The sequence below is a fragment of the Providencia sp. PROV201 genome (assembly GCF_028479545.1).
Classification (GTDB): domain Bacteria; phylum Pseudomonadota; class Gammaproteobacteria; order Enterobacterales; family Enterobacteriaceae; genus Providencia; species Providencia huaxiensis.
This window is the reverse complement of the sequence record NZ_JAMPNW010000025.1, coordinates 11,866-31,050: the sequence shown is the minus strand read 5'-3', so window position 1 is coordinate 31,050 and position 19,185 is coordinate 11,866. Positions and strand designations below refer to the sequence as shown.

At 41.1% G+C, this 19,185-nt stretch carries 19 protein-coding genes, 1 tRNA gene and 1 pseudogene; 9 read left to right on the top strand and 12 right to left on the bottom strand.

All coding sequences use genetic code 11. The features are described 5' to 3' along the window. Positions 1-3 precede the first annotated feature (3 nt). Entirely contained in the window at positions 4-1,032 is a 1,029-nt protein-coding gene (epmB, locus tag PR809_RS17175; protein WP_166264238.1) for an EF-P beta-lysylation protein EpmB, read from the top strand. A 44-nt stretch (positions 1,033-1,076) separates the two neighbouring features. Here epmB and PR809_RS17170 read toward each other — a convergent pair whose 3' ends face one another. The 4 genes from PR809_RS17170 to PR809_RS17155 all read right to left on the bottom strand — a co-directional run bounded on the left by PR809_RS17170 (position 1,077) and on the right by PR809_RS17155 (position 4,505). Further along, positions 1,077-1,421, bottom strand: a complete 345-nt coding sequence (locus PR809_RS17170; protein ID WP_004908089.1) for a DUF4156 domain-containing protein — start codon at positions 1,419-1,421, stop codon at positions 1,077-1,079. A 417-nt stretch (positions 1,422-1,838) separates the two neighbouring features. Beyond that, a complete protein-coding gene (gene groL / locus PR809_RS17165; RefSeq protein WP_206276728.1) occupies positions 1,839-3,482 on the bottom strand; it encodes a chaperonin GroEL in 1,644 nt (547 codons plus the stop codon). A 51-nt stretch (positions 3,483-3,533) separates the two neighbouring features. Beyond that, complete coding sequence (locus PR809_RS17160) at positions 3,534-3,827, bottom strand: co-chaperone GroES (RefSeq protein ID WP_004908085.1); 294 nt, start codon at positions 3,825-3,827, stop codon at positions 3,534-3,536. A gap of 162 nt (positions 3,828-3,989) precedes the next feature. Further along, positions 3,990-4,505: an FxsA family protein gene (locus PR809_RS17155; protein ID WP_206276727.1), complete on the bottom strand. Its 516-nt coding sequence runs from the start codon at positions 4,503-4,505 to the stop codon at positions 3,990-3,992. Between the two features lie 437 nt (positions 4,506-4,942). Here PR809_RS17155 and aspA point away from each other — a divergent pair, with 437 nt between their 5' ends. From aspA to PR809_RS17120, 7 genes are all read left to right on the top strand, one after another. Next, positions 4,943-6,367, top strand: coding sequence for an aspartate ammonia-lyase (gene aspA, locus PR809_RS17150; protein ID WP_102138012.1), 1,425 nt, complete (start codon positions 4,943-4,945; stop codon positions 6,365-6,367). A gap of 144 nt (positions 6,368-6,511) precedes the next feature. Continuing rightward, the gene (locus PR809_RS17145) at positions 6,512-7,834 is read left to right on the top strand and encodes an anaerobic C4-dicarboxylate transporter (RefSeq protein ID WP_206276726.1); all 1,323 of its coding nucleotides are present in this window, start codon (positions 6,512-6,514) and stop codon (positions 7,832-7,834) included. Positions 7,835-8,476: 642 nt separating this feature from the next. After that, a complete protein-coding gene (locus tag PR809_RS17140; protein WP_102138014.1) occupies positions 8,477-8,770 on the top strand; it encodes a helix-turn-helix domain-containing protein in 294 nt (97 codons plus the stop codon). A gap of 218 nt (positions 8,771-8,988) precedes the next feature. Further along, positions 8,989-9,561 (top strand): division control transcriptional repressor DicD, encoded by a 573-nt coding sequence (gene dicD / locus PR809_RS17135; protein ID WP_413399158.1) that lies wholly within the window; start codon positions 8,989-8,991, stop codon positions 9,559-9,561. 126 nt (positions 9,562-9,687) lie between these two features. After that, positions 9,688-9,763 (top strand) — tRNA-Phe (locus PR809_RS17130). Positions 9,764-9,958: 195 nt separating this feature from the next. Further along, the gene (locus PR809_RS17125; RefSeq protein WP_272524587.1) at positions 9,959-11,224 is read left to right on the top strand and encodes a tyrosine-type recombinase/integrase; all 1,266 of its coding nucleotides are present in this window, start codon (positions 9,959-9,961) and stop codon (positions 11,222-11,224) included. Between the two features lie 255 nt (positions 11,225-11,479). Beyond that, positions 11,480-11,638: a hypothetical protein gene (locus PR809_RS17120; RefSeq protein WP_272524586.1), complete on the top strand. Its 159-nt coding sequence runs from the start codon at positions 11,480-11,482 to the stop codon at positions 11,636-11,638. A 23-nt stretch (positions 11,639-11,661) separates the two neighbouring features. On the opposite strand, the gene tnpC is transcribed toward PR809_RS17120, so the two are convergent. The 3 genes from tnpC to tnpA form a co-directional block, all read right to left on the bottom strand. Then, complete coding sequence (gene tnpC, locus PR809_RS17115; protein WP_163762158.1) at positions 11,662-13,185, bottom strand: IS66 family transposase; 1,524 nt, start codon at positions 13,183-13,185, stop codon at positions 11,662-11,664. A gap of 84 nt (positions 13,186-13,269) precedes the next feature. Then, positions 13,270-13,614 (bottom strand): IS66 family insertion sequence element accessory protein TnpB, encoded by a 345-nt coding sequence (tnpB, locus tag PR809_RS17110; protein ID WP_034167512.1) that lies wholly within the window; start codon positions 13,612-13,614, stop codon positions 13,270-13,272. Next, positions 13,611-13,907: an IS66 family insertion sequence element accessory protein TnpA gene (tnpA, locus tag PR809_RS17105; RefSeq protein ID WP_094961085.1), complete on the bottom strand. Its 297-nt coding sequence runs from the start codon at positions 13,905-13,907 to the stop codon at positions 13,611-13,613. The genes tnpB and tnpA overlap by 4 nt, the downstream gene beginning before the upstream one ends. 292 nt (positions 13,908-14,199) lie before the next feature. Between tnpA and PR809_RS17100 the strand changes: the two genes are divergently transcribed. After that, the gene (locus tag PR809_RS17100) at positions 14,200-14,784 is read left to right on the top strand and encodes an antirestriction protein ArdA (RefSeq protein ID WP_272524585.1); all 585 of its coding nucleotides are present in this window, start codon (positions 14,200-14,202) and stop codon (positions 14,782-14,784) included. Positions 14,785-14,992: 208 nt separating this feature from the next. Here PR809_RS17100 and PR809_RS17095 read toward each other — a convergent pair whose 3' ends face one another. The 5 genes and pseudogenes from PR809_RS17095 to PR809_RS17075 form a co-directional block, all read right to left on the bottom strand. Further along, positions 14,993-15,127, bottom strand: a complete 135-nt coding sequence (locus PR809_RS17095; RefSeq protein ID WP_269750008.1) for a hypothetical protein — start codon at positions 15,125-15,127, stop codon at positions 14,993-14,995. 357 nt (positions 15,128-15,484) lie between these two features. Then, positions 15,485-15,755: pseudogene (locus PR809_RS17090) on the bottom strand (IS1595 family transposase); the annotation flags it as partial. A 69-nt stretch (positions 15,756-15,824) separates the two neighbouring features. Further along, a complete protein-coding gene (locus PR809_RS17085; protein ID WP_014656694.1) occupies positions 15,825-16,019 on the bottom strand; it encodes a hypothetical protein in 195 nt (64 codons plus the stop codon). A 23-nt stretch (positions 16,020-16,042) separates the two neighbouring features. After that, the gene (gene galE / locus PR809_RS17080; protein ID WP_181468816.1) at positions 16,043-17,065 is read right to left on the bottom strand and encodes a UDP-glucose 4-epimerase GalE; all 1,023 of its coding nucleotides are present in this window, start codon (positions 17,063-17,065) and stop codon (positions 16,043-16,045) included. Positions 17,066-17,082: 17 nt separating this feature from the next. Then, on the bottom strand, positions 17,083-19,161 hold the full coding sequence (locus tag PR809_RS17075) for a polysaccharide biosynthesis tyrosine autokinase (protein ID WP_272524584.1): 2,079 nt from the start codon (positions 19,159-19,161) through the stop codon (positions 17,083-17,085). Between the last annotated feature and the right edge of the window lie 24 nt (positions 19,162-19,185).

Below are 19,185 nucleotides of genomic sequence, written 5' to 3'. Positions count from 1 at the left end.
AAAATGGTCGATATTGTAACTCAAAATACCTCATCCAGAGAAGTCTGGATACAACAACTTGCAGAAGCAATCACTAATCCAGATGAATTGCTGCAAATACTTAACCTAGAAAACCACCTTTCATCGAAAGAAGGCAGTGAGGCACGCAAATTATTTCCTTTACGCGTTCCAATGCCCTTTATTTCCCGCATGAAGAAAGGCGATCCACTAGACCCTCTGTTATTGCAGGTATTAACCGCAAAAGCAGAGTTTGATATACATCCAGGTTTTTCTACTGACCCACTAGAAGAGCAGGATAATGAAATTCCAAGTTTACTGCATAAATACCACAACCGCGCATTACTGCTGGTAAAAGGTGGCTGTGCAGTCAACTGTCGCTACTGTTTTCGCCGGCATTTTCCTTATGAAGACAACAAAGGAAATAAAAATAACTGGTTGATGGCTGTGGATTATATAAAAAACCACACCGAACTCAATGAAATCATCTTCTCAGGAGGTGATCCATTAATGGCAAAAGACCATGAACTCGATTGGCTTATCAGCCAATTAGAGGCAATCCCACATATAAAGCGCCTTAGAATTCATACTCGTTTGCCTGTAGTGATACCAGAACGTATCACTGAAGCTCTCTGTAAACGCCTTGCTAGCTCAAGGTTACAAGTCATTATGGTGACGCACGTTAACCACGCTAACGAAATCGACGAGCCATTCACCGCAGCAATGCAAAAACTAAAGTTATCAGGTGTGACATTATTAAACCAAAGCGTATTACTGCGCCAAGTTAATGACAACGTGACAGCTCTGATGAATTTAAGTAATGCTCTATTTGACGCGGGTATTTTACCTTATTACTTGCATGTATTAGATAAAGTCCAAGGTGCTGCTCACTTTTTAGTGAGTGATATTGAAGCTAGACAATTAATACAGCAATTATTAAGTAAGGTCTCAGGGTACCTTGTGCCTAAGCTCGCTCGGGAAATTGGGGGAGAGCCAAGTAAAACGCTGCTTGACCTGAACTTAAGGCAGAACTAGAAAGCAAAACGCCCAAATAACCATTTGGGCGCTATGAATTCATTTTAGGGGCACTTATAAACTTGGCCAACCATTTTGCTATCTAATGGGATGAAGCTAGATAACACGGTTTCACTTGGGCTTGATGCACCAAAAATCACGTTACCGCCCATTGCCGCGGCTTTATTACGTAAATCATTTGCTGCGCTGCGCATTGAGCTAGATTCATTATTTACTCCACTCAACCAGTTGCTTTGAGTCCCTGCAACCTGACCGAGAAGTTGGCAATCACTTCCAGGTTGATTCTCAACAAAACGAACTTGTGAGCCTGCCGCAGTCAAATTAGTTGTTGTTGAACAACCAGCTAAAAGCAATAATGCAGCAGCACCAAGCAAGACTTTAATTCGCATGTTTTCCCTCATTTTTCATTGTGTTTTTGCAGCTGGCTTGAAAATCGCTTTAGTTCCAATAGCCTATTGATTGAAATACCTAGGAGGTGATTAACATGCAGCACCATCATTGCCGCAAACCACCAGCCGAATAGAGTCTATCACAAATTAACCAAAAACCTGCTCTATTCTTTGCGAATTCAAACCATTTACCTTACGTTAAATATAACCCGCGAAGCAACGTTGACGCAAAAATAAATCGTATAACGCATTAATTGTACATCGTTTCGAGGAAATACATTCATCAATAATTAATAGTTATATATTTATTAAAAACCAATAAAAAACCGGCACCGCTAGGAACACTAACGATACCGGTCTTATGGTGAGTAGTCCTAACTGGGTTAGTAACTACTTGAGCTTGATGTCGCCAAAGGCTTACATCATACCGCCCATTCCACCCATGCCGCCCATACCAGCGCCACCTAAGTCAGGTGCATCTGATTTTGGCAGCTCAGTGATCATCGCTTCAGTGGTGATCATCAGACCCGCGATAGACGCTGCAAATTGCAGAGCAGAACGCGTTACTTTAGTTGGGTCTAAGATACCCATGTCGATCATGTCGCCATAAGCATCAGTTGCTGCGTTGTAACCTTCGTTACCTTTAGCTGCTTTCACGTTGTTAACAACAACTGAAGCTTCTTCACCTGCGTTGGTAACGATTTGGCGCATAGGCGCTTCCATCGCACGTAGAGCAACACGAATACCAACAGTTTGCTCTTCGTTATCACCTTTCATGCCTTCCAGTTTCGCTGCAACGCGAACCAGTGCAGTACCACCACCAGCAACAACGCCTTCTTCAACAGCTGCGCGAGTTGCATGCAGAGCATCGTCAACACGAGCACGTTTTTCTTTCATTTCAACTTCAGTTGCTGCGCCCACTTTAATTACCGCAACACCGCCAGCTAATTTAGCAACGCGCTCTTGCAGTTTTTCACGGTCGTAGTCTGAAGAAGATTCTTCGATTTGTTGACGAATTTGTGCAACACGGCCTGCGATCGCAGATTCTTCACCCACACCATCAATGATAGTGGTAGTGTCTTTGTTGATAACGATACGTTTTGCTTGACCTAAATCTTCTAATGTCGCTTTTTCTAACTCCATACCGATCTCTTCAGAGATAACAGTACCGTTAGTCAGAATTGCGATATCTTGCAGCATTGCTTTACGGCGGTCACCGAAGCCCGGTGCTTTAACCGCGGCAACTTTAACAATACCACGCATGGTGTTAACAACCAGAGTTGCCAGTGCTTCACCTTCAACATCTTCAGCGATGATTAACAGTGGTTTGCTTGCTTTAGCAACGCCTTCTAATACTGGCAGTAATTCACGGATGTTAGATACTTTTTTATCAACTAACAGGATGAATGGGTTTTCTAACTCAACAGCACCTGTTTCTGGTTTGTTGATGAAGTAAGGAGACAGGTAACCGCGGTCAAATTGCATACCTTCAACCACATCCAGCTCATCTTCCAGACCAGTACCTTCTTCAACCGTGATAACGCCTTCTTTACCGACTTTATCCATAGCTTCTGCAATTAATTTACCCACGGTTTCATCGGAGTTTGCAGAAATAGTACCAACCTGTGCGATTGATTTAGTGTCTGAACAAGGAACAGACAGGGCTTTCAGCTCTTCAACTGCAGCAACGACGGCTTTGTCGATACCACGTTTCAGGTCCATTGGGTTCATACCCGCAGCAACCGCTTTTAAGCCTTCAGTAATGATAGCTTGAGCCAATACAGTTGCAGTTGTTGTACCGTCACCCGCAGCGTCGTTAGCTTTAGAAGCAACTTCTTTCACCATTTGAGCACCCATGTTTTCGAATTTGTCTTCTAATTCGATTTCACGTGCAACTGAAACACCATCTTTGGTGATAACTGGTGAACCAAAAGATTTATCTAAAACTACGTTACGGCCTTTAGGACCTAAAGTCACTTTTACTGCGTCTGCCAGAACATTCACACCACGAAGCATTTTCGTACGTGCATCACTACCAAATTTAACGTCTTTAGCTGCCATTATCTCTTTCCTTCAAATTCTTTTCGTTCGTTGAGAAGTTTTAAGTGAAAATTACGCTTCAACAATTGCCAGGATGTCACTTTCGGACATAATCAGGACTTCTTCATTGTCGATTTTTTCAGCTTTCACGCCATAACCATCGTTAAAGATTACGATATCACCAACTTTCACATCCAGTGCTTTGATTTCACCATTTTCGAGGATGCGGCCGTTGCCGACAGCAAGAACTTCACCACGAGTTGATTTGCTTGCAGCAGTCCCCGTTAGAACGATCCCGCCTGCAGATTTTGATTCAACTTCTTTACGTTTAACGATAACACGGTCATGCAATGGACGAATTTTCATTAATAGTTCTCCTATAAATAAAGTCCATACTAGGTAAAAGGACGATACCAGCATGTCTTAAATAAACTAGTACCATGTTTGAACAGATTGGGACGAAGAAGAGGGACTTCAAGGGGGGAGATAAAAAATTTTTCATTTTTATCTCCCCACAAACAGGATGGTTTATGACTTAGGGCGATCGTCTTTATCTGATAAATCTGTTTTATCTGAGTTATCAATTGTAAAAGAAGGATCATCTTGCTTACGTTGGAATTCCCCCTCAAAAATATCGCCACGTTGATGGCCGCTATTTCCCGTTTGATTGAAACCAGAACCCGGCTGGTAGAAACGAATATGAGGAATTAAGCGCATTACAATAAGCTTTTGAATGGGTGGCAACAATAACAGTAAGCCAATGAAATCCGTAAAAAAGCCAGGCACAATCAACAAGAAACCCGCTAAAACCAATGCAACGCTCTTGATCATTTCAGCTGCTGGGCTTTCACCCGACGCTAACTTTTGTTGGATTTGCAGTACATTTTTCATGCCTTGATTTTTAACGAGTGACACACCTAAGCACGATGTTAAAACAACTAAAATCAAAGTCATTAAAACACCCACTTCGGATGCAACCCGCACAAAAATGACGGATTCAATGTAAATGAGAATACATATCAGAATGAGTGGTAACCAGCGCACAAGTTCTCCTTTATTTCAATAAGCTATCGACTATTTTACGCCCCTAGGGAAACCTTTGTGAACTGCATCTAAGAGACAACTATCAATATTCGCTTTTTTCTTTAGTATAGCCATAATAATTGGGGCAGATATAACGCTTTTCAACTCACAGATTTTTTTCATTAATGATACTTATCTGTGATGAACATCACACAACGTGAAATCTGTTGCATAAATCAAACTATATAGTGATCTAGGTTCAAGGCAACACATGATTAAAAGCATATCATCTACCCATAAATCAGTAGATCATAATGCTGATAACGTAGTAGATGGTGTTAATTGCTTGTAAAGTTTTACTTTGCAATATTAATCACCTGTAAATTTTGTTTTACGAAGTATCGATTTTTAAAAGCGCATAAACGGACAGTAACTGTAATCTAATTAAGAAGGTTCTCATGTCAAACAATACTCGTATCGAAGAAGACCTGTTAGGTAAAAAAGAAGTTCCAGCTGATGCCTATTATGGTGTTCATACTCTGCGTGCGATTGAAAACTTTTATATCAGCGACCGCACTATTAACGATGTCCCAGAATTTATTCGCGGCATGGTTATGGTTAAAAAAGCGGCGGCTTTAGCCAATAAAGAACAACACACTATTCCACGTAATATCGCGGACACCATCATCAAAGCGTGTGACGTTGTTCTAAATGAAGGCAAATGCATGGACCAGTTCCCTGTTGATGTATTCCAAGGTGGTGCGGGCACATCACTGAATATGAATACCAACGAGGTTCTTGCAAACATCGGTCTTGAACTGATGGGTCATAAGAAAGGTGAATATGAATTCTTAAACCCTAATGACCACCTAAACAAAAGCCAATCCACTAACGATGCATACCCTACAGGGTTCCGTATCGCAGTGTATAATTCTATATTGAAGTTAATTGAATCTGTTGAATACCTGAAAAAAGGCTTTGAAGCTAAAGCTGAAGAATACAAAGACATTCTGAAAATGGGTCGTACCCAGTTACAGGATGCCGTTCCAATGACCGTCGGCCAAGAATTCCATGCTTTCGCGACTCTCTTAAAAGAAGAAGAGAAAAACTTAAAACGCAGCATCGAATTACTGCTCGAAGTTAACTTAGGCGCAACTGCTATCGGTACTGGCCTGAATACTGCGCCTGGCTACTCAGAGCTTGCAGTTAAAAAATTAGCCGAAGTGACTGGTTTACCATGCATTCCTGCTGAAGACTTAATCGAAGCAACCTCTGACTGTGGTGCTTACATCACTGTTCATGCTGGCTTAAAACGTCTGGCAATGAAACTGTCTAAAATTTGTAACGACTTACGTCTGTTATCTTCCGGTCCTCGTGCAGGTCTGAAAGAAATTAATTTACCTGAGTTACAAGCTGGTTCTTCTATCATGCCAGCAAAAGTTAACCCTGTAATTCCTGAAGTTGTTAACCAAGCTTGTTTCAAAGTTATTGGTAACGATATCTGCGTAACAATGGCAGCTGAAGCGGGCCAATTACAATTAAACGTAATGGAACCAGCGATTGGCCAAGCGATGTTCGAGTCTATCTCTTTAATGAGCAACGCATGTCGTAATCTGCAAGAAAAATGCATTAGCGGCATTACAGTAAACAAAGAAATCTGTGAAGCGTTTGTATTTAACTCCATCGGTATCGTCACTTATCTGAACCCATTCATTGGTCACCACAATGGTGATATCGTGGGTAAAATCTGTGCTGAAACCGGTAAGAGTGTACGCGAAGTTGTTCTTGAACGCGGTTTACTGACTGAAGCTGAACTGGATGATATTTTCTCTGTTGAGAACTTAAAACACCCAGCTTATAAAGCAAAACGCTTTGATGACTAAAGTTTTATGTTTATCATAAATAACACTTAAAAATAAAGGCACGCCTCTCAATAGAAAGCGTGCCTTTTTTGATTGATACACACACAAATAATTAACATAACAGTTTCATAATTTTAATTTTCATTTTGTCGAGGAGTAAACACTATGTTAGCCGTAGAATTTATTATTGTTCTGCTGGCCATCTTTTTGGGGGCCCGTTTAGGTGGGATAGGTATCGGCTTTGCCGGTGGCCTTGGGGTACTGGTACTCGCTGCTATTGGCGTAAAACCAGGAACCATTCCATTTGACGTTATCTCAATCATCATGGCTGTTATTGCCGCAATCTCTGCAATGCAAATTGCAGGGGGTCTGGACTATTTAGTTGCCCAAACTGAGAAATTACTGCGTCGTAATCCTAAGTACATTACCATTCTTGCACCTATTGTTACCTACTTCCTGACACTTTTCGCAGGGACAGGTAATATTTCTTTAGCAACGCTGCCTGTTATTGCAGAAGTTGCAAAAGAGCAAGGCGTAAAACCGTGCCGTCCATTATCCACTGCGGTTGTTGCAGCACAAATAGGTATCACAGCATCACCAATTTCAGCGGCAGTGGTTTATATGGCGTCAATCATGGAAAACCCAGCAATGGTGGGTGCAGGTAATACCGTCAGCTATATCACACTTCTTAGTGTTCTATTGCCTGCGACATTCCTTGCAATTATTTTGATGTCATTCATTATCTCTTGGACATTCAACTCTAAGCTATCTGATGACCCTATTTACCAAAAACGTTTAGCTGAAGGCTTGGTTGAACTGCGTGGTAGCCAAGTAAAAGAAATCAAAGCGGGTGCTAAATCCTCTGTATTGTTATTCTTACTCGGCGTTATCGGCGTTGTTTGCTATGCCATCATTAATAGCCCAAGCTTAGGGATTGTTGAAACACCATTAATGAACACCACAAATGCAATTTTGATTATCATGCTAACAGTGGCGACATTAATTACTATTCTTTGCCGTGTTAATACTGATGCTATCTTAAACTCAAGTACCTTTAAAGCAGGTATGAGCGCATGTATTTGTATTTTAGGTGTTGCTTGGTTAGGCGATACTTTCGTACAGCACAACATTGACTGGATCAAAGAAACTGCCGGTGATTTAATCCATGAACACTCTTGGATGCTAGCGGTTATTTTCTTCTTCTGCTCTGCGTTACTATACTCACAAGCCGCTACAGCAAAAGCATTGATGCCAATGGCATTAGCGCTGAATGTTAGCCCATTAACAGCTATCGCATCATTCTCTGCGGTTTCTGGCCTATTTATTCTGCCAACTTACCCAACGCTGGTTGCAGCAGTACAAATGGATGACACCGGTACTACACGCATTGGTAAATTTGTCTTTAACCACCCATTCTTTATTCCGGGTACCATTGCCGTGGCATTAGCTGTTTCATTCGGCTTCTTATTTGGCGGTATGATCATATAGCTTATATGAGTACCACGTAATCTTATACCGACCCGTGCAAATCGCACGGGTTTTCTATATCTGCATCTACGTAAAATATATTACTTTGGTCGCCCCACATAAAGTCACTCACGTAATTATAAAATAATAATAACCATTTAAAAAAATTTTAAGCCATGCCTTAGTAATATATATTTCACTCGATTATGAATAATTAAGATAAAATCAAAAATAAACATTTTTCCAATAATATATGTATATTAATACTCTACATATAAGTGTAACAAACAATGACTATAAGCAGGTGATGATAGGTAATCCCATTCATTTTTCAGAAATTACAAGCTCAAATATAATTCCAAAAAACAAGTTAATATAAACTATTTTCAGAATAAAAAACCATAAAAAAAACACTAAAAGGTGATAGTTTTAAATTCACTTTCCTGAAACACGAATTCAGGGTAATAGGGATAGAAATTATCTATCAAAAATTTAAAATCAATCTGCCATAAATATTGGTAATAATTAACTCAGCCTTGTTTAATAATAACTGGAAAGTCTGATTATAATCATTTAATCACTCAGATTGACACCAATTAAACAATAAGGATTTTTGGTAGCAATATACTTTATTCTAACAAGATTTATATACTTGGAGGAGGCATGCTAAATACTCAACGAAATGAAAATACAAATGTAACCGTTTATATTGGAACCTTTTTAAAACACCGCAGAAAAGTGGTTGGCTTGACTGGCGCACAATTAGCTTCTCGGCTAAAAATCAGCCAACAACAAGTTTCTCGTTATGAAAGAGGTAAAAACGCCATTACGATCCAAGGTCTTTTGGATATTTTACAAGCTCTCGAATTACGAAAACATGACATCGATGACTTTATGGAGAAAGTCTTTCAGTTTTATTATATCGATGCTGCGTTGGAAGCTAAATTGATCAATTAAAGTCTGATATAAACCCACAAGTTCGTTCCAGGGGGGTTCTTCCCCCTCCTGTTCGCTTTAAACTCCCCATTTTTAAATACCCACTCAATTTCCTATTTGATTTTGTTCCCCTTCGAAAACGACGACTCATAATAGCACTGCAAATCGCTATAATTCACAATTGAACATTGTTATGATGGAGAAAAATCAGACATATTGTGATGGAGTTAACAATGCCTATCCAACGCGAAACTATTTTGAGCCACGCCTTAAATCAATTGGAAATCCAAGGCTTATCCGCATCTACAGAAAATTTACTCAGTGAAATTGAATCTGATTTCTCAACTATTCGGCAATTCTGGCCAGACGATGAAGCACTTGTTTATGATTGCTTGCGTTATCATAGCCAGCAAATTGAAGTATGGCAGCGCCAAACCTTGCTAGATGAGTCTCTAAGCCCGCAGCAAAAATTAATGGCTCGCTACCAACAATTATCTGAAAAAGTCAGCCAAGGGCGTTTTCCTGGATGTTTATTCATTTCTGCCTGTAATTATTACCCAGATGCCGAGCACCCTATCCACCAATTAAGCCGCTTACAAAAAGACAATTCATTTCACTTCACTAAAAACCTATTAGATGAACTAGATATTGAAGACTCTGCATTGGTTGCTAACCAAATGGAATTAGTGCTTGAGGGTTGTTTAAACCGCTTATTAGTACAAAGGGATATTCAAGATGTGGAGATTGCACAACACCTTTCAGAGGATATTCTCACAATCGCACTGTGCCGTAAAAAAGGGGCGTTAAGCTAAAAAACTAATTAACGCATACTAAACACACACCTTTTGCTGAAAAAGAAAACACTCAGTAAAAAAAAGTGTTTTTTTATTAAAAATGCATTGACGCAAACGGCTGAATACGGTTTAATGCGCCCCGTTGCCCGGATAGCTCAGTCGGTAGAGCAGGGGATTGAAAATCCCCGTGTCCTTGGTTCGATTCCGAGTCCGGGCACCACCTTATTATCAACAGACGTCAACCGACGTCTGTTTTTGTTTGTAAAGCCCGCTAAAATCAACACTCTCCCAAAGTTTCAACTCCACTGAATTCTACTCGATTCTACCCACATCAACCCCATTGCGTGGGTACAATTGCGGGTATACACTAGTTCGATAGAATTTTGTACCCACTTTATCTCTCAGGAAGCTCACTATGGCACTGACTGACGCTAAAATTCGGGCGGCGAAACCCGATGTGAAATCCTATAAATTAACCGATGGTGCAGGTCTACACTTATTGATTCACACTAATGGTTCTAAGTACTGGCGATTACGCTACCGCCACTTAGGTAAAGAGAAAACCTTAGCATTGGGTTTATACCCTGATGTCTCTTTATCAGAGGCGCGTTTAAAACGTGATGAAGCAAGAAAGTTGATTGCTGACGGTATTGACCCGTGCGAACAAAAACGTGTGGCTAAAGCAGCTTCTGATGCTAACCTCTCTTTTGAAACCATCGCAAGACAATGGCATGCCAGCAATAAAAAATGGTCTGAATCACACAGTGAAAAGGTTTTAAAGAGTTTGGAGTCGCATGTCTTTCCTTATATTGGATTACGCGATATCACTACCCTCAAAACCCCTGACCTGCTTATTCCTATCCGTGCAGCAGAAAGTAAAGAGATTTATGAGATAGCTGCGCGTTTACAGCAACGTATCGCTGCTGTCATGCGTTATGCGGTGCAATCAGGTATTATTGGCTATAACCCTGCTATTGATACCGCAGGGGCTGTAACGACGGTACAACGCCAACATCGTCCAGCTCTTAACCTTGACCGTCTACCTGAACTCATTGCCCGTATCGATGCTTATAAAGGGCAACCCGTCACTCGCCTAGCTGTGATGTTAAATTTATTAGTGTTTATTAGGTCAAGCGAACTTCGCTATGCGCGTTGGTCTGAAATTGACTTCGATAAAGCCTTATGGACGATTCCTGCTCAGCGAAAGCCTATACCCGGCGTTAAATTCTCACACAGAGGCGCTAAAATGCGCACTCCGCATTTAGTTCCCCTTAGCCACCAAGCCATCACTATACTGAAAGAAATTTGGGCATGGACGGGTGAACATGAATTGATCCTAACGGGCGCTCATAATCCCTTTAAGCCTATGAGCGAAAATACAGTCAATAAAGCCTTACGTGTGATGGGCTATGATACGAAGACTGAAATTTGTGGACACGGTTTTAGAACGATGGCGTGTAGTTCATTAGTTGAATCAGGTTTATGGTCGAAGGATGCAGTAGAAAGGCAAATGAGCCACCAAGAACGTAACTCAGTGAGGGCTGCTTATATTCATAAGGCAGAACATATTGATGAACGCCGATTAATGGTGCAGTGGTGGGCGGATTATTTGGATGCTAATCGTGAACAAACGATTTCGCCATTCGACTTTGCAAAGTTGAATAATCCAATGAATCACTAAAACTTTAGCCATGTCATATAGGAGATCCATTTTCAATACGAGGAGTCGAATACTACGGTAGTATGCCGACTATATCGATTCATTGCGAAATGGTGGCAATATTGTTCATGGGAATTTTCATCGTCAAAACGCATGATAACTAACCACGATTTATCGTAATACATCTCATTCAATAAAAAAGCTTTATCACTGAAAGCCTCTGTCCTCACGGACAGGGGCTTTTTTGCTTTTAAATCAACCTAAAAGGAAATTATCATGGAAAATTACATTCGTTGCCCGGCCTGCGATTCAACTCGCATTCGTGAACGTCATATCGGGAAAAAGACCGGAGCTGTTGCTGGTGGCGTATCAGGCGCACTAGCTGGAGCGTCTATCGGCTCTGCTGTTCCTGTTGTAGGGACGATTGCTGGGTAAGCGCTTAATGAACCAGTAAAGCTTTACTCAACCTCACTGATTTCTACGTTCCATGGCATGAGATCCGACACATCATCTTTCGGACTTCGTTTTGGTAACTCGGTAAACAGGTGTTGGAAGTAATAATAAGGGTTCATGTCATTAGCGCGGCAAGTCATCACGAGGCTATACAAGTTTGCACTCGCCTTTGCTCCGCCTACCGACGTTGAGAACATCCAATTTTTGCGACCTGTCGTGAACGGCCTTATATCTCGTTCGGTCACATTGTTGTCGATACTTATATCGCCGTCTTCAAGGTAGGTAAGCAGCTTAGGCCACTGGTTTTGCGTATAAGTGATGGCTTTGCCAAGTAATCCTTTAGGGAGAACGTTTTGACTGTCAAGCCATTGCTTGAACTCATCTAAAATAGGTTTGGCTTCTTCTTGTCGTAGTTGGTGTCGAGATTTTGCGTCAAGCCCTTTGGCTTTCTTTTCAATACCGTATAGTTTGCTAATAAAGTTCAGTGCTTTTTCTGGCTTGCCCGCTTTTTTTGATGGTGAAGCTTTTTGAGCATCAGTGAACTTTCTGCGTACATGCGCCATGCAAGCAGCTTGAGTCACGTCCTCAAGTTTGTCGTATGCACTGTAGCCATCCGATAGCAAGTAACCAGAGTAACTACCTAAAAAGTCTTGTACGCACTCTGCTCTGCGGCTGGCTTGATAGTCGTAGATAACCACTGGGTTATTGACGAACTCACCGCTACGATAGACCCACATATATGACTTAGATTGTGCTTTCTTATCTTCTTCACGTAATACTTGAACAGTGGTTTCGTCCGCGCAGATGAGCTTTTCTTTCAATAACTCACTTTTCATTGCATCAATAATGACTTGCACTTTGCTTCCTAACTGAACGCACCAGTTGGCCAGTGTAGCGCGGCTAATATCTATACCAGAGCGATTGAGAATATCCACTTGGCGATAGAGTGGCAGAGCATCAACGTATTTTGCTGTGACTACAGCGGCGAATGCATCTGCACTCCCTAGGCTTTTAGGGATCATACTTGCGGGTTTTGGGGCTGTGATAATCTTTGTTTCAGTCTGTGTTTTTTCACACTGCCGGCAAGCGTACTTGGTTCGCTCGTGACGTATAACACTAACCTTCTGTGGGATGATTTTCAGCTCTTCAGAAGTTTCAACACCACATTGATGTAAAGGCTCGTCGCAGCAGTCGCAATAAGGGGCATTGAGTTCATGTTTATGAACTTCACGCTCGAGCTCTTTTGGAAAAGGCTTACGGCCTGTTTTTTTCTTGTCGTCGTCGGATTTAGCCGTACTCTTTTGTTGCTCCGCTTCGTTAAACGTACCTTTGGGTATTTTTTCACTTTGTGATGAGAAGCGCTTTGACTTACTTAAATTGAGCTGTTCAATCAACAACTCAATTTTGGTTTTGAGCTCGGCAACCTCCTCTTGCTTTGCCGCAAGGAGTTTATCTTTTGCTTCGTTCTGTTGGTGAAGCTCAAGCAGCATAGCTTTTAGCTGGTCGATATCATCAGGGAGGTCGGTCATGTCTGGGCTCTGGTCATCTCAATGACTTAAGTATGACAGCAAAAAAGGATCGTTCAAGCCCAACGTGACGATCAGTATCAGCGGTCACACTTCTAGATTATGAAGTGGACGATGAGCTTTGGCATGTTCGAGCGTTAACCCCGAAAGAAGCCAACCCAGTTGTTGCTTAGTAATATGAATGGCTCCGTCCTCACTGGGTCTTGGCCACTTGAAGGTCCCTTTTTCTAAGCGACGATAGTACAGCCAGAAGCCATTAGTATCCCAAAACAAGATTTTCAATTTATCTCGGGTACGATTGCAGAAAATGAACCAAGACTCACTAAACGGATCCATCTCAAGAGTCTCCGCGACAATCAACGATAGTCCATCAATGGACTTACGCATGTCCGTGACTCCAGAGATGAGGAAAACCTTACCTGTTGGTATCATTGTAGCGCTTCAAACCAAGTCTTAATTTGTTGCGAGCTAAGCGTTGCCGGCAGTTCTGCTCGAATGCCATTATTGAGAATTAACACAACACAACTTGTGCTCACGGTAGGCTCTGTCACCACGATAGGTTGAACCCTGGTTTCAGGCTCGGATTGCGTGAGCTTTTTCGACCAATAGTGAAAAGTCTGATAGCTTATGTTTTGCTCCGAGCAAAACTGCTTAATGCCTAAATTACTTTGTCGTTGCTGCTCTAGAATTGCAGTCCAGTATTCTCGTTTACTTTGTTGTTCCATAGTCCCTCCAATGAAAAAGCTACTATGGCAAATGACGAGTTTGTTTAGTATGTGTGGTTCATTAACCGCTTACGCGCAAATTGAGATCATGATAGAAAGCATAACATGTTATCGGGATTGTAAGGCAACTCATTATCTTGCTCTAAACCGTCATTAATCATTTTTAAAACAGATTGTCTGTTTTCAGCTGATTGACTTTTTATATCAATATCATCTTCTAAAGGGAAATAGATCCCTTTATCAAAATATCACCATTAATTAAATCACAATACATCAATAATAGGACATGAATATGCGCATAACAGCGACGGCTTCCCCATGCCTAAAATCGGGTATGATTTCTGTTTTTATCACTAACTTAGGAAAATATAACGAAGGTGAACTTGTTGGTGAGTGGCTTGAGCTTCCAGCAACCTCAAAAGAAATAGAACAGTGTTTAATGCGGATTGGCATTGATGGCATTCACTATGAAGAGTATTTTTTGACCGACTATGAATCCTCCATTGATGGCCTTTCTTCTTACATTTCAGAATACAGCCTTTTAGATGAGTTGAACGAGTTAGCCTCGCGATTAGCCATGTTATCGCCTGATGAAATTGACCTTTATCAGGCGGCAATTGAAATCGGTTCTTCAACGAGTTCAATCCATGATTTAATTCATTTAGCGGATAATTTAGATTCTTTCCAGCAATTAGCGGGGGTCAATAATGAATATGATTTAGGTTATTACTGGATAGAAGAAAGTGGTTGTTATGATTTAGCCCAACTGGGGCATTTATCCCATTACTTTGACTATGAACGCTATGGACGTGATGTTTGTCTTGAACAAGGGGGTATTTTTCACAGTGGAGGATATGTTTATCATACGGGTGAGTAGATAGGACAACAACATGAGAGTCAAACCGCTTTCATCCCTCAAGGCGGGAAATAAAGAATGCTGTGGTACCCCAATAACATCCATAAGCTAGAACGTTAATCAAACTAAACTCTATTTCAAGCCATCTTTACGGATATCCGTGAAGATGGCTATTATGGTATTCTTTTTTTATTTAATGCAAACCATTAAATGGATATTTATCTTACTGTTATGACAAATGCACTAGTAGAAGCAAGATAGCCACATATTGGCTTTCAACATAACACCCTTCAAGTATGCCACCATCCGTTGATGTTGCATCACCTTTCTGGATCACTTTATGATTAACGATTGTGCAGCACATAATATTTTCTTACGATTAATCATCTAGTTTGCCTTCACGTACTAGATGCCAAAGCGTGGTGCCTTCTGGGTTATTGTTCACATCAGAAGCAATAGCCCTCGTTGAAAATACGCCTCTTTTAAGCACTCTTTTTCAATGTTGTAATAACCTGCCACCAAAGCTGGCTCATCTGCAACTATTGGCGTGATTTTTAAAAGGGCGCTATCTAAACGAGAATACCAAGCTTTGGTCGCGAGAATATCGAAATGACCGTAGCCTCGGCTATGTAAACTGTCAATTGGTGGCTATTCATTATAGTGTGGATTTAAGTGCCGAGTTTCAGTAAAGCTTCGTTATCGGTAGCAATATGTGAGATTAGGCATCTGGTATAATCTTAGTATAAACCTTGTCACTACACTTCAATAGCTGGAATACAGTCACTTTACCGACGGTGCCTCTACCTAAAGAATCTTTACGGCTTCCACCAAAATAACTTTCGTCGATTTATATCTCTCCATCAAACCAAGAATGCTTATCAACGTGCTCAGCGATTAGCACTCTGAGGCGATGGGAACAATAAGCCGCGGTGTTGGACACCAACTAATTCGGCAGCAATACTAGCTGTAGAGCCTGTAACGAACAGCTCAATTAACCATTCCTATTTGTACTGACTGAGTCTGCTTTTTCTCGTAGAACTATCCTAGATGATCTTAATTATCTAGGACAGTCCCCCTTTATTTTTATCTTCAACGTGTTGTTTAAAAATCAAAACCTCACTCATTTTTACCTTACCATGCCTATTTCTTTTCGGTAATGGTAATCCTTCTAATTCGCATGTGGTTCTATATAACATAGCTAAATACTCTGCCTTAACGCCAATATATAAAGCAAAAGAATCTATATCAATATTCATATCTTAACCTAAATCAAATAAATCTATTTATAGCCATTAGGATTCTGCGATTGCCAGCGCCAGCTATCATTAACCATATCTTGTACTGAATATTGTGCTTTCCATCCTAAATCATTAAAGGCCTTTTTAGGGCTAGACCAACATTCAGCGATATCGCCAGGGCGGCGCTCAACAATTTTATACGGGATAGGTTTACCTGATGCTTTTTCAAAAGCAGCAATCATCTCTAATACACTCGTTCCTTTACCCGTACCTAGGTTATAGATATGTAGGCCTGCTTGATGGCTGACATTATTTAATGCTGCAATATGACCGCTAGCTAAATCCATAACATGGATATAATCACGTACGCCAGTACCATCTGGAGTTGGGTAATCAGAGCCAAATACCATGACTTCTTTATGACGACCAACTGCTACTTGAGCGATATAAGGTGTTAGGTTATTTGGAATACCCTGTGGGTCTTCACCAATTAAGCCTGATTGGTGTGCGCCAACGGGATTAAAGTAGCGTAGTAAAGTAACCGACCAATCGTTATGTGCAATATATAGATCAGCAAGAATACGCTCAACCATATATTTACTGGTGCCATACGGGTTGGTAGTACCACCGACTTTAGAGTCTTCGGTTAACGGTACTTCTTCTGGATCACCATACACAGTAGCCGATGAGCTAAAAATTAAGCTTTTGACGCCCGCTTTTTGCATACTGGCAAGTAATACTAACGTGCCATTGACGTTATTATCATAATACTCAATCGGTTTTTGAACGGATTCACCAACCGCTTTTAACCCAGCAAAGTGGATCACCGATGTGATTTGGTGCTCAGCAAAAATCGTATCCAGAATAGCGTTATCACGTACATCACCGGCATAGAAGACAGGTTTTTTACCTGTGATGGTTTCAATGCGGTTGAGTACTTCTGGGTTGGCATTACATAAATTATCTAAAATAATTGGCTGCATGCCTTGTTCAATCATCTGCACACAGGTATGGCTACCAATGTAGCCAAGACCGCCTGTGACTAAGACCTTTGTATGATTCATTTTAAATTCCTGTACGACTAGTACTCATAGACATAGTTATAGTCGTCTGATTTCGCATCGATACCATTGAGGATCACGCCTGTGATTTCGATATCGTTTTGTTTAAAGCGTTTTAGCGATAGCTCAATATCTTTCACCGTATTGACACCATAGTAGGCAATAAGCAGTGAGGTGCCGACGTACTTACCGATAATCGCGGAGTCAGTGATTGCTAAGATTGGGCTGGTATCGATAACCACGATATCATATTGCCCTTTCATCGTGTCGAGCAGGTGTTTAAAACGTTCTCCCATCAGTAACTCAGAAGAGTGAGTGACATTTTTACCACGGCAGATCACATCTAGGTTTTCAATCACACCACGGTGGATGGTCGGTTGCGTAATGTCCTGCTGAGCCAAATATTCGGATAACCCCGCTTTATTGCTTAAACCAAAGGCTTTATGAATACGGCCTTTACGTAAGTCGGTATCAATTAGGAGGACTTTTTTACCCGCATTAGCTAATACAACCGCCATATTAGAGGTAACAAAGCTTTTACCTACGCCCGGTGACGCACTACTGATCATCACCAAGTTATTCCCTTGGTTCATCACCGAGAAGTAAACGCTGGTACGCAGGGAACGGATGGCTTCTACTGCCGTATCGGCTGGGTTTTCCAATGCAAGTGGGCGCTTATTCCCCGCTGCAATTAATTTTTTCTCATGAGTAGAGAATGGAATAGTGGCATAGACGTTAACACCTAATGCATCGATATCTTCAGTACCTTTAATCTTATTATTAAAGAACTCACGGGCGATCACATAAGCGCAACCCACAATAAAACCGAGGATCGTCGCCAGAACCATTATGAGCGCTTTTTTCGGTGCCACGGCATTAGGTTGGGATTCTGCCGAGTCAATAATGCGTACATCGGCGGTGATCCCGGAGTTTAATACGCTCAGCTCTTGCTGTTTGGCTACTAGCTGATTATAGATAGCTTGCTCGGACTCGACATCACGGGTTAAACGCACTATCTGTTGCTGGGTATTAGGAAGTTTTTGGATATTTTTACTGATTTTCTCTTTTTCACGTAACAGTTGCTGACGCTTATCCAGTAATGATTGGTAAGCAGGGTGGTTACGGGTATAGAGCTGTTGGATCTCTACCTCTTTAAAGGTTAACTCATTGAGTTTCTCTTCGACTTGCAAGGCGCTATCAAGAGCCGATTTAGCCTCTAAGGACAGGTCGATAGATTCATTCTTTTTACGGAAAGCATTTAATTGGTTTTCATAGTTGTCCAATTTAGTTTTTACTTTCGGTAAGTATTCATCTAGGAATAGTAGAGTATTGTTGGTAACCTCTTTTTTGCGCTCGGTATTTTGATCCACATAATTTTGAATAATACTATTCAGAATTTGCACATTTTCTGCTTTATCGGCACCTTTAATAGCAAGATTAATAATCCCCGTGCCTTTACCGACTTCTGCAATCGTTAAGGTATTACGTAGGTTTTCAATGGTCGAATAACGGGCATTTTTAGATAAGGTAAATTCTTGTCCGACTTCAGCATTGATTGAGGATACCAGCAAGCTGATTTCATCTTGTTTTAGGAGTTCGCCCACTTTGCCTTCAAAGGTTTGGTTATCAATATGAAGAGCATAACGGTTTTCGCCTAAATAGGTCAGGATAGCGGGTTCACCAATAAGATGTTCAGGTAAAGAATAGAGGGAAATAGTGACAGAAGCTTTGTCTCCCCAAAGCCTATCGAAAAAACCAGCAGGTGCGGTGTGGGTATCTAAATTAAGGTCTGCAACCGTTTTACCGAGCACCATCCGAGACTTAATGACCTCGATTTCGGAATCGGCTTGGCTATTACTATTAGCAAATGGCATCACATCGCTCATTTGATCTAACAATGAAACTTGACTCATTTTATCGTATTGCAGTGTCGCATTGGCTTGATAGATTGGTGTCGCTAGAAAACTATAAGCGGCACCAATAACAATAAAAAAGAGGGTAAAAAAGCCGATTTTAAGGTAGCTGGATTTGAGTATCTTAAAGAGCGCCAGCAGATCGATTTCGTCCGAGGCAGCGGAGCTGGTTTTTGTCGTGTTCATAATCAATTAACGTTAAGCCTTCAA

Excerpts from the sequence above, each read along its gene's own strand:
- epmB (WP_166264238.1), top strand. The coding sequence starts at position 4 with ATGGTCGATATTGTAACTCAAAATACCTCATCCAGAGAAGTCTGGATA.
- PR809_RS17170 (WP_004908089.1), bottom strand. The coding sequence starts at position 1,421 with ATGCGAATTAAAGTCTTGCTTGGTGCTGCTGCATTATTGCTTTTAGCT.
- groL (WP_206276728.1), bottom strand. The coding sequence starts at position 3,482 with ATGGCAGCTAAAGACGTTAAATTTGGTAGTGATGCACGTACGAAAATG.
- PR809_RS17160 (WP_004908085.1), bottom strand. The coding sequence starts at position 3,827 with ATGAAAATTCGTCCATTGCATGACCGTGTTATCGTTAAACGTAAAGAA.
- aspA (WP_102138012.1), top strand. The coding sequence starts at position 4,943 with ATGTCAAACAATACTCGTATCGAAGAAGACCTGTTAGGTAAAAAAGAA.
- PR809_RS17145 (WP_206276726.1), top strand. The coding sequence starts at position 6,512 with ATGTTAGCCGTAGAATTTATTATTGTTCTGCTGGCCATCTTTTTGGGG.
- PR809_RS17140 (WP_102138014.1), top strand. The coding sequence starts at position 8,477 with ATGCTAAATACTCAACGAAATGAAAATACAAATGTAACCGTTTATATT.
- PR809_RS17125 (WP_272524587.1), top strand. The coding sequence starts at position 9,959 with ATGGCACTGACTGACGCTAAAATTCGGGCGGCGAAACCCGATGTGAAA.
- PR809_RS17120 (WP_272524586.1), top strand. The coding sequence starts at position 11,480 with ATGGAAAATTACATTCGTTGCCCGGCCTGCGATTCAACTCGCATTCGT.
- tnpC (WP_163762158.1), bottom strand. The coding sequence starts at position 13,185 with ATGACCGACCTCCCTGATGATATCGACCAGCTAAAAGCTATGCTGCTT.
- tnpB (WP_034167512.1), bottom strand. The coding sequence starts at position 13,614 with ATGATACCAACAGGTAAGGTTTTCCTCATCTCTGGAGTCACGGACATG.
- tnpA (WP_094961085.1), bottom strand. The coding sequence starts at position 13,907 with ATGGAACAACAAAGTAAACGAGAATACTGGACTGCAATTCTAGAGCAG.
- PR809_RS17100 (WP_272524585.1), top strand. The coding sequence starts at position 14,200 with ATGCGCATAACAGCGACGGCTTCCCCATGCCTAAAATCGGGTATGATT.
- PR809_RS17095 (WP_269750008.1), bottom strand. The coding sequence starts at position 15,127 with ATGTGCTGCACAATCGTTAATCATAAAGTGATCCAGAAAGGTGATGCA.
- PR809_RS17085 (WP_014656694.1), bottom strand. The coding sequence starts at position 16,019 with ATGAATATTGATATAGATTCTTTTGCTTTATATATTGGCGTTAAGGCA.
- galE (WP_181468816.1), bottom strand. The coding sequence starts at position 17,065 with ATGAATCATACAAAGGTCTTAGTCACAGGCGGTCTTGGCTACATTGGT.
- PR809_RS17075 (WP_272524584.1), bottom strand. The coding sequence starts at position 19,161 with ATGAACACGACAAAAACCAGCTCCGCTGCCTCGGACGAAATCGATCTG.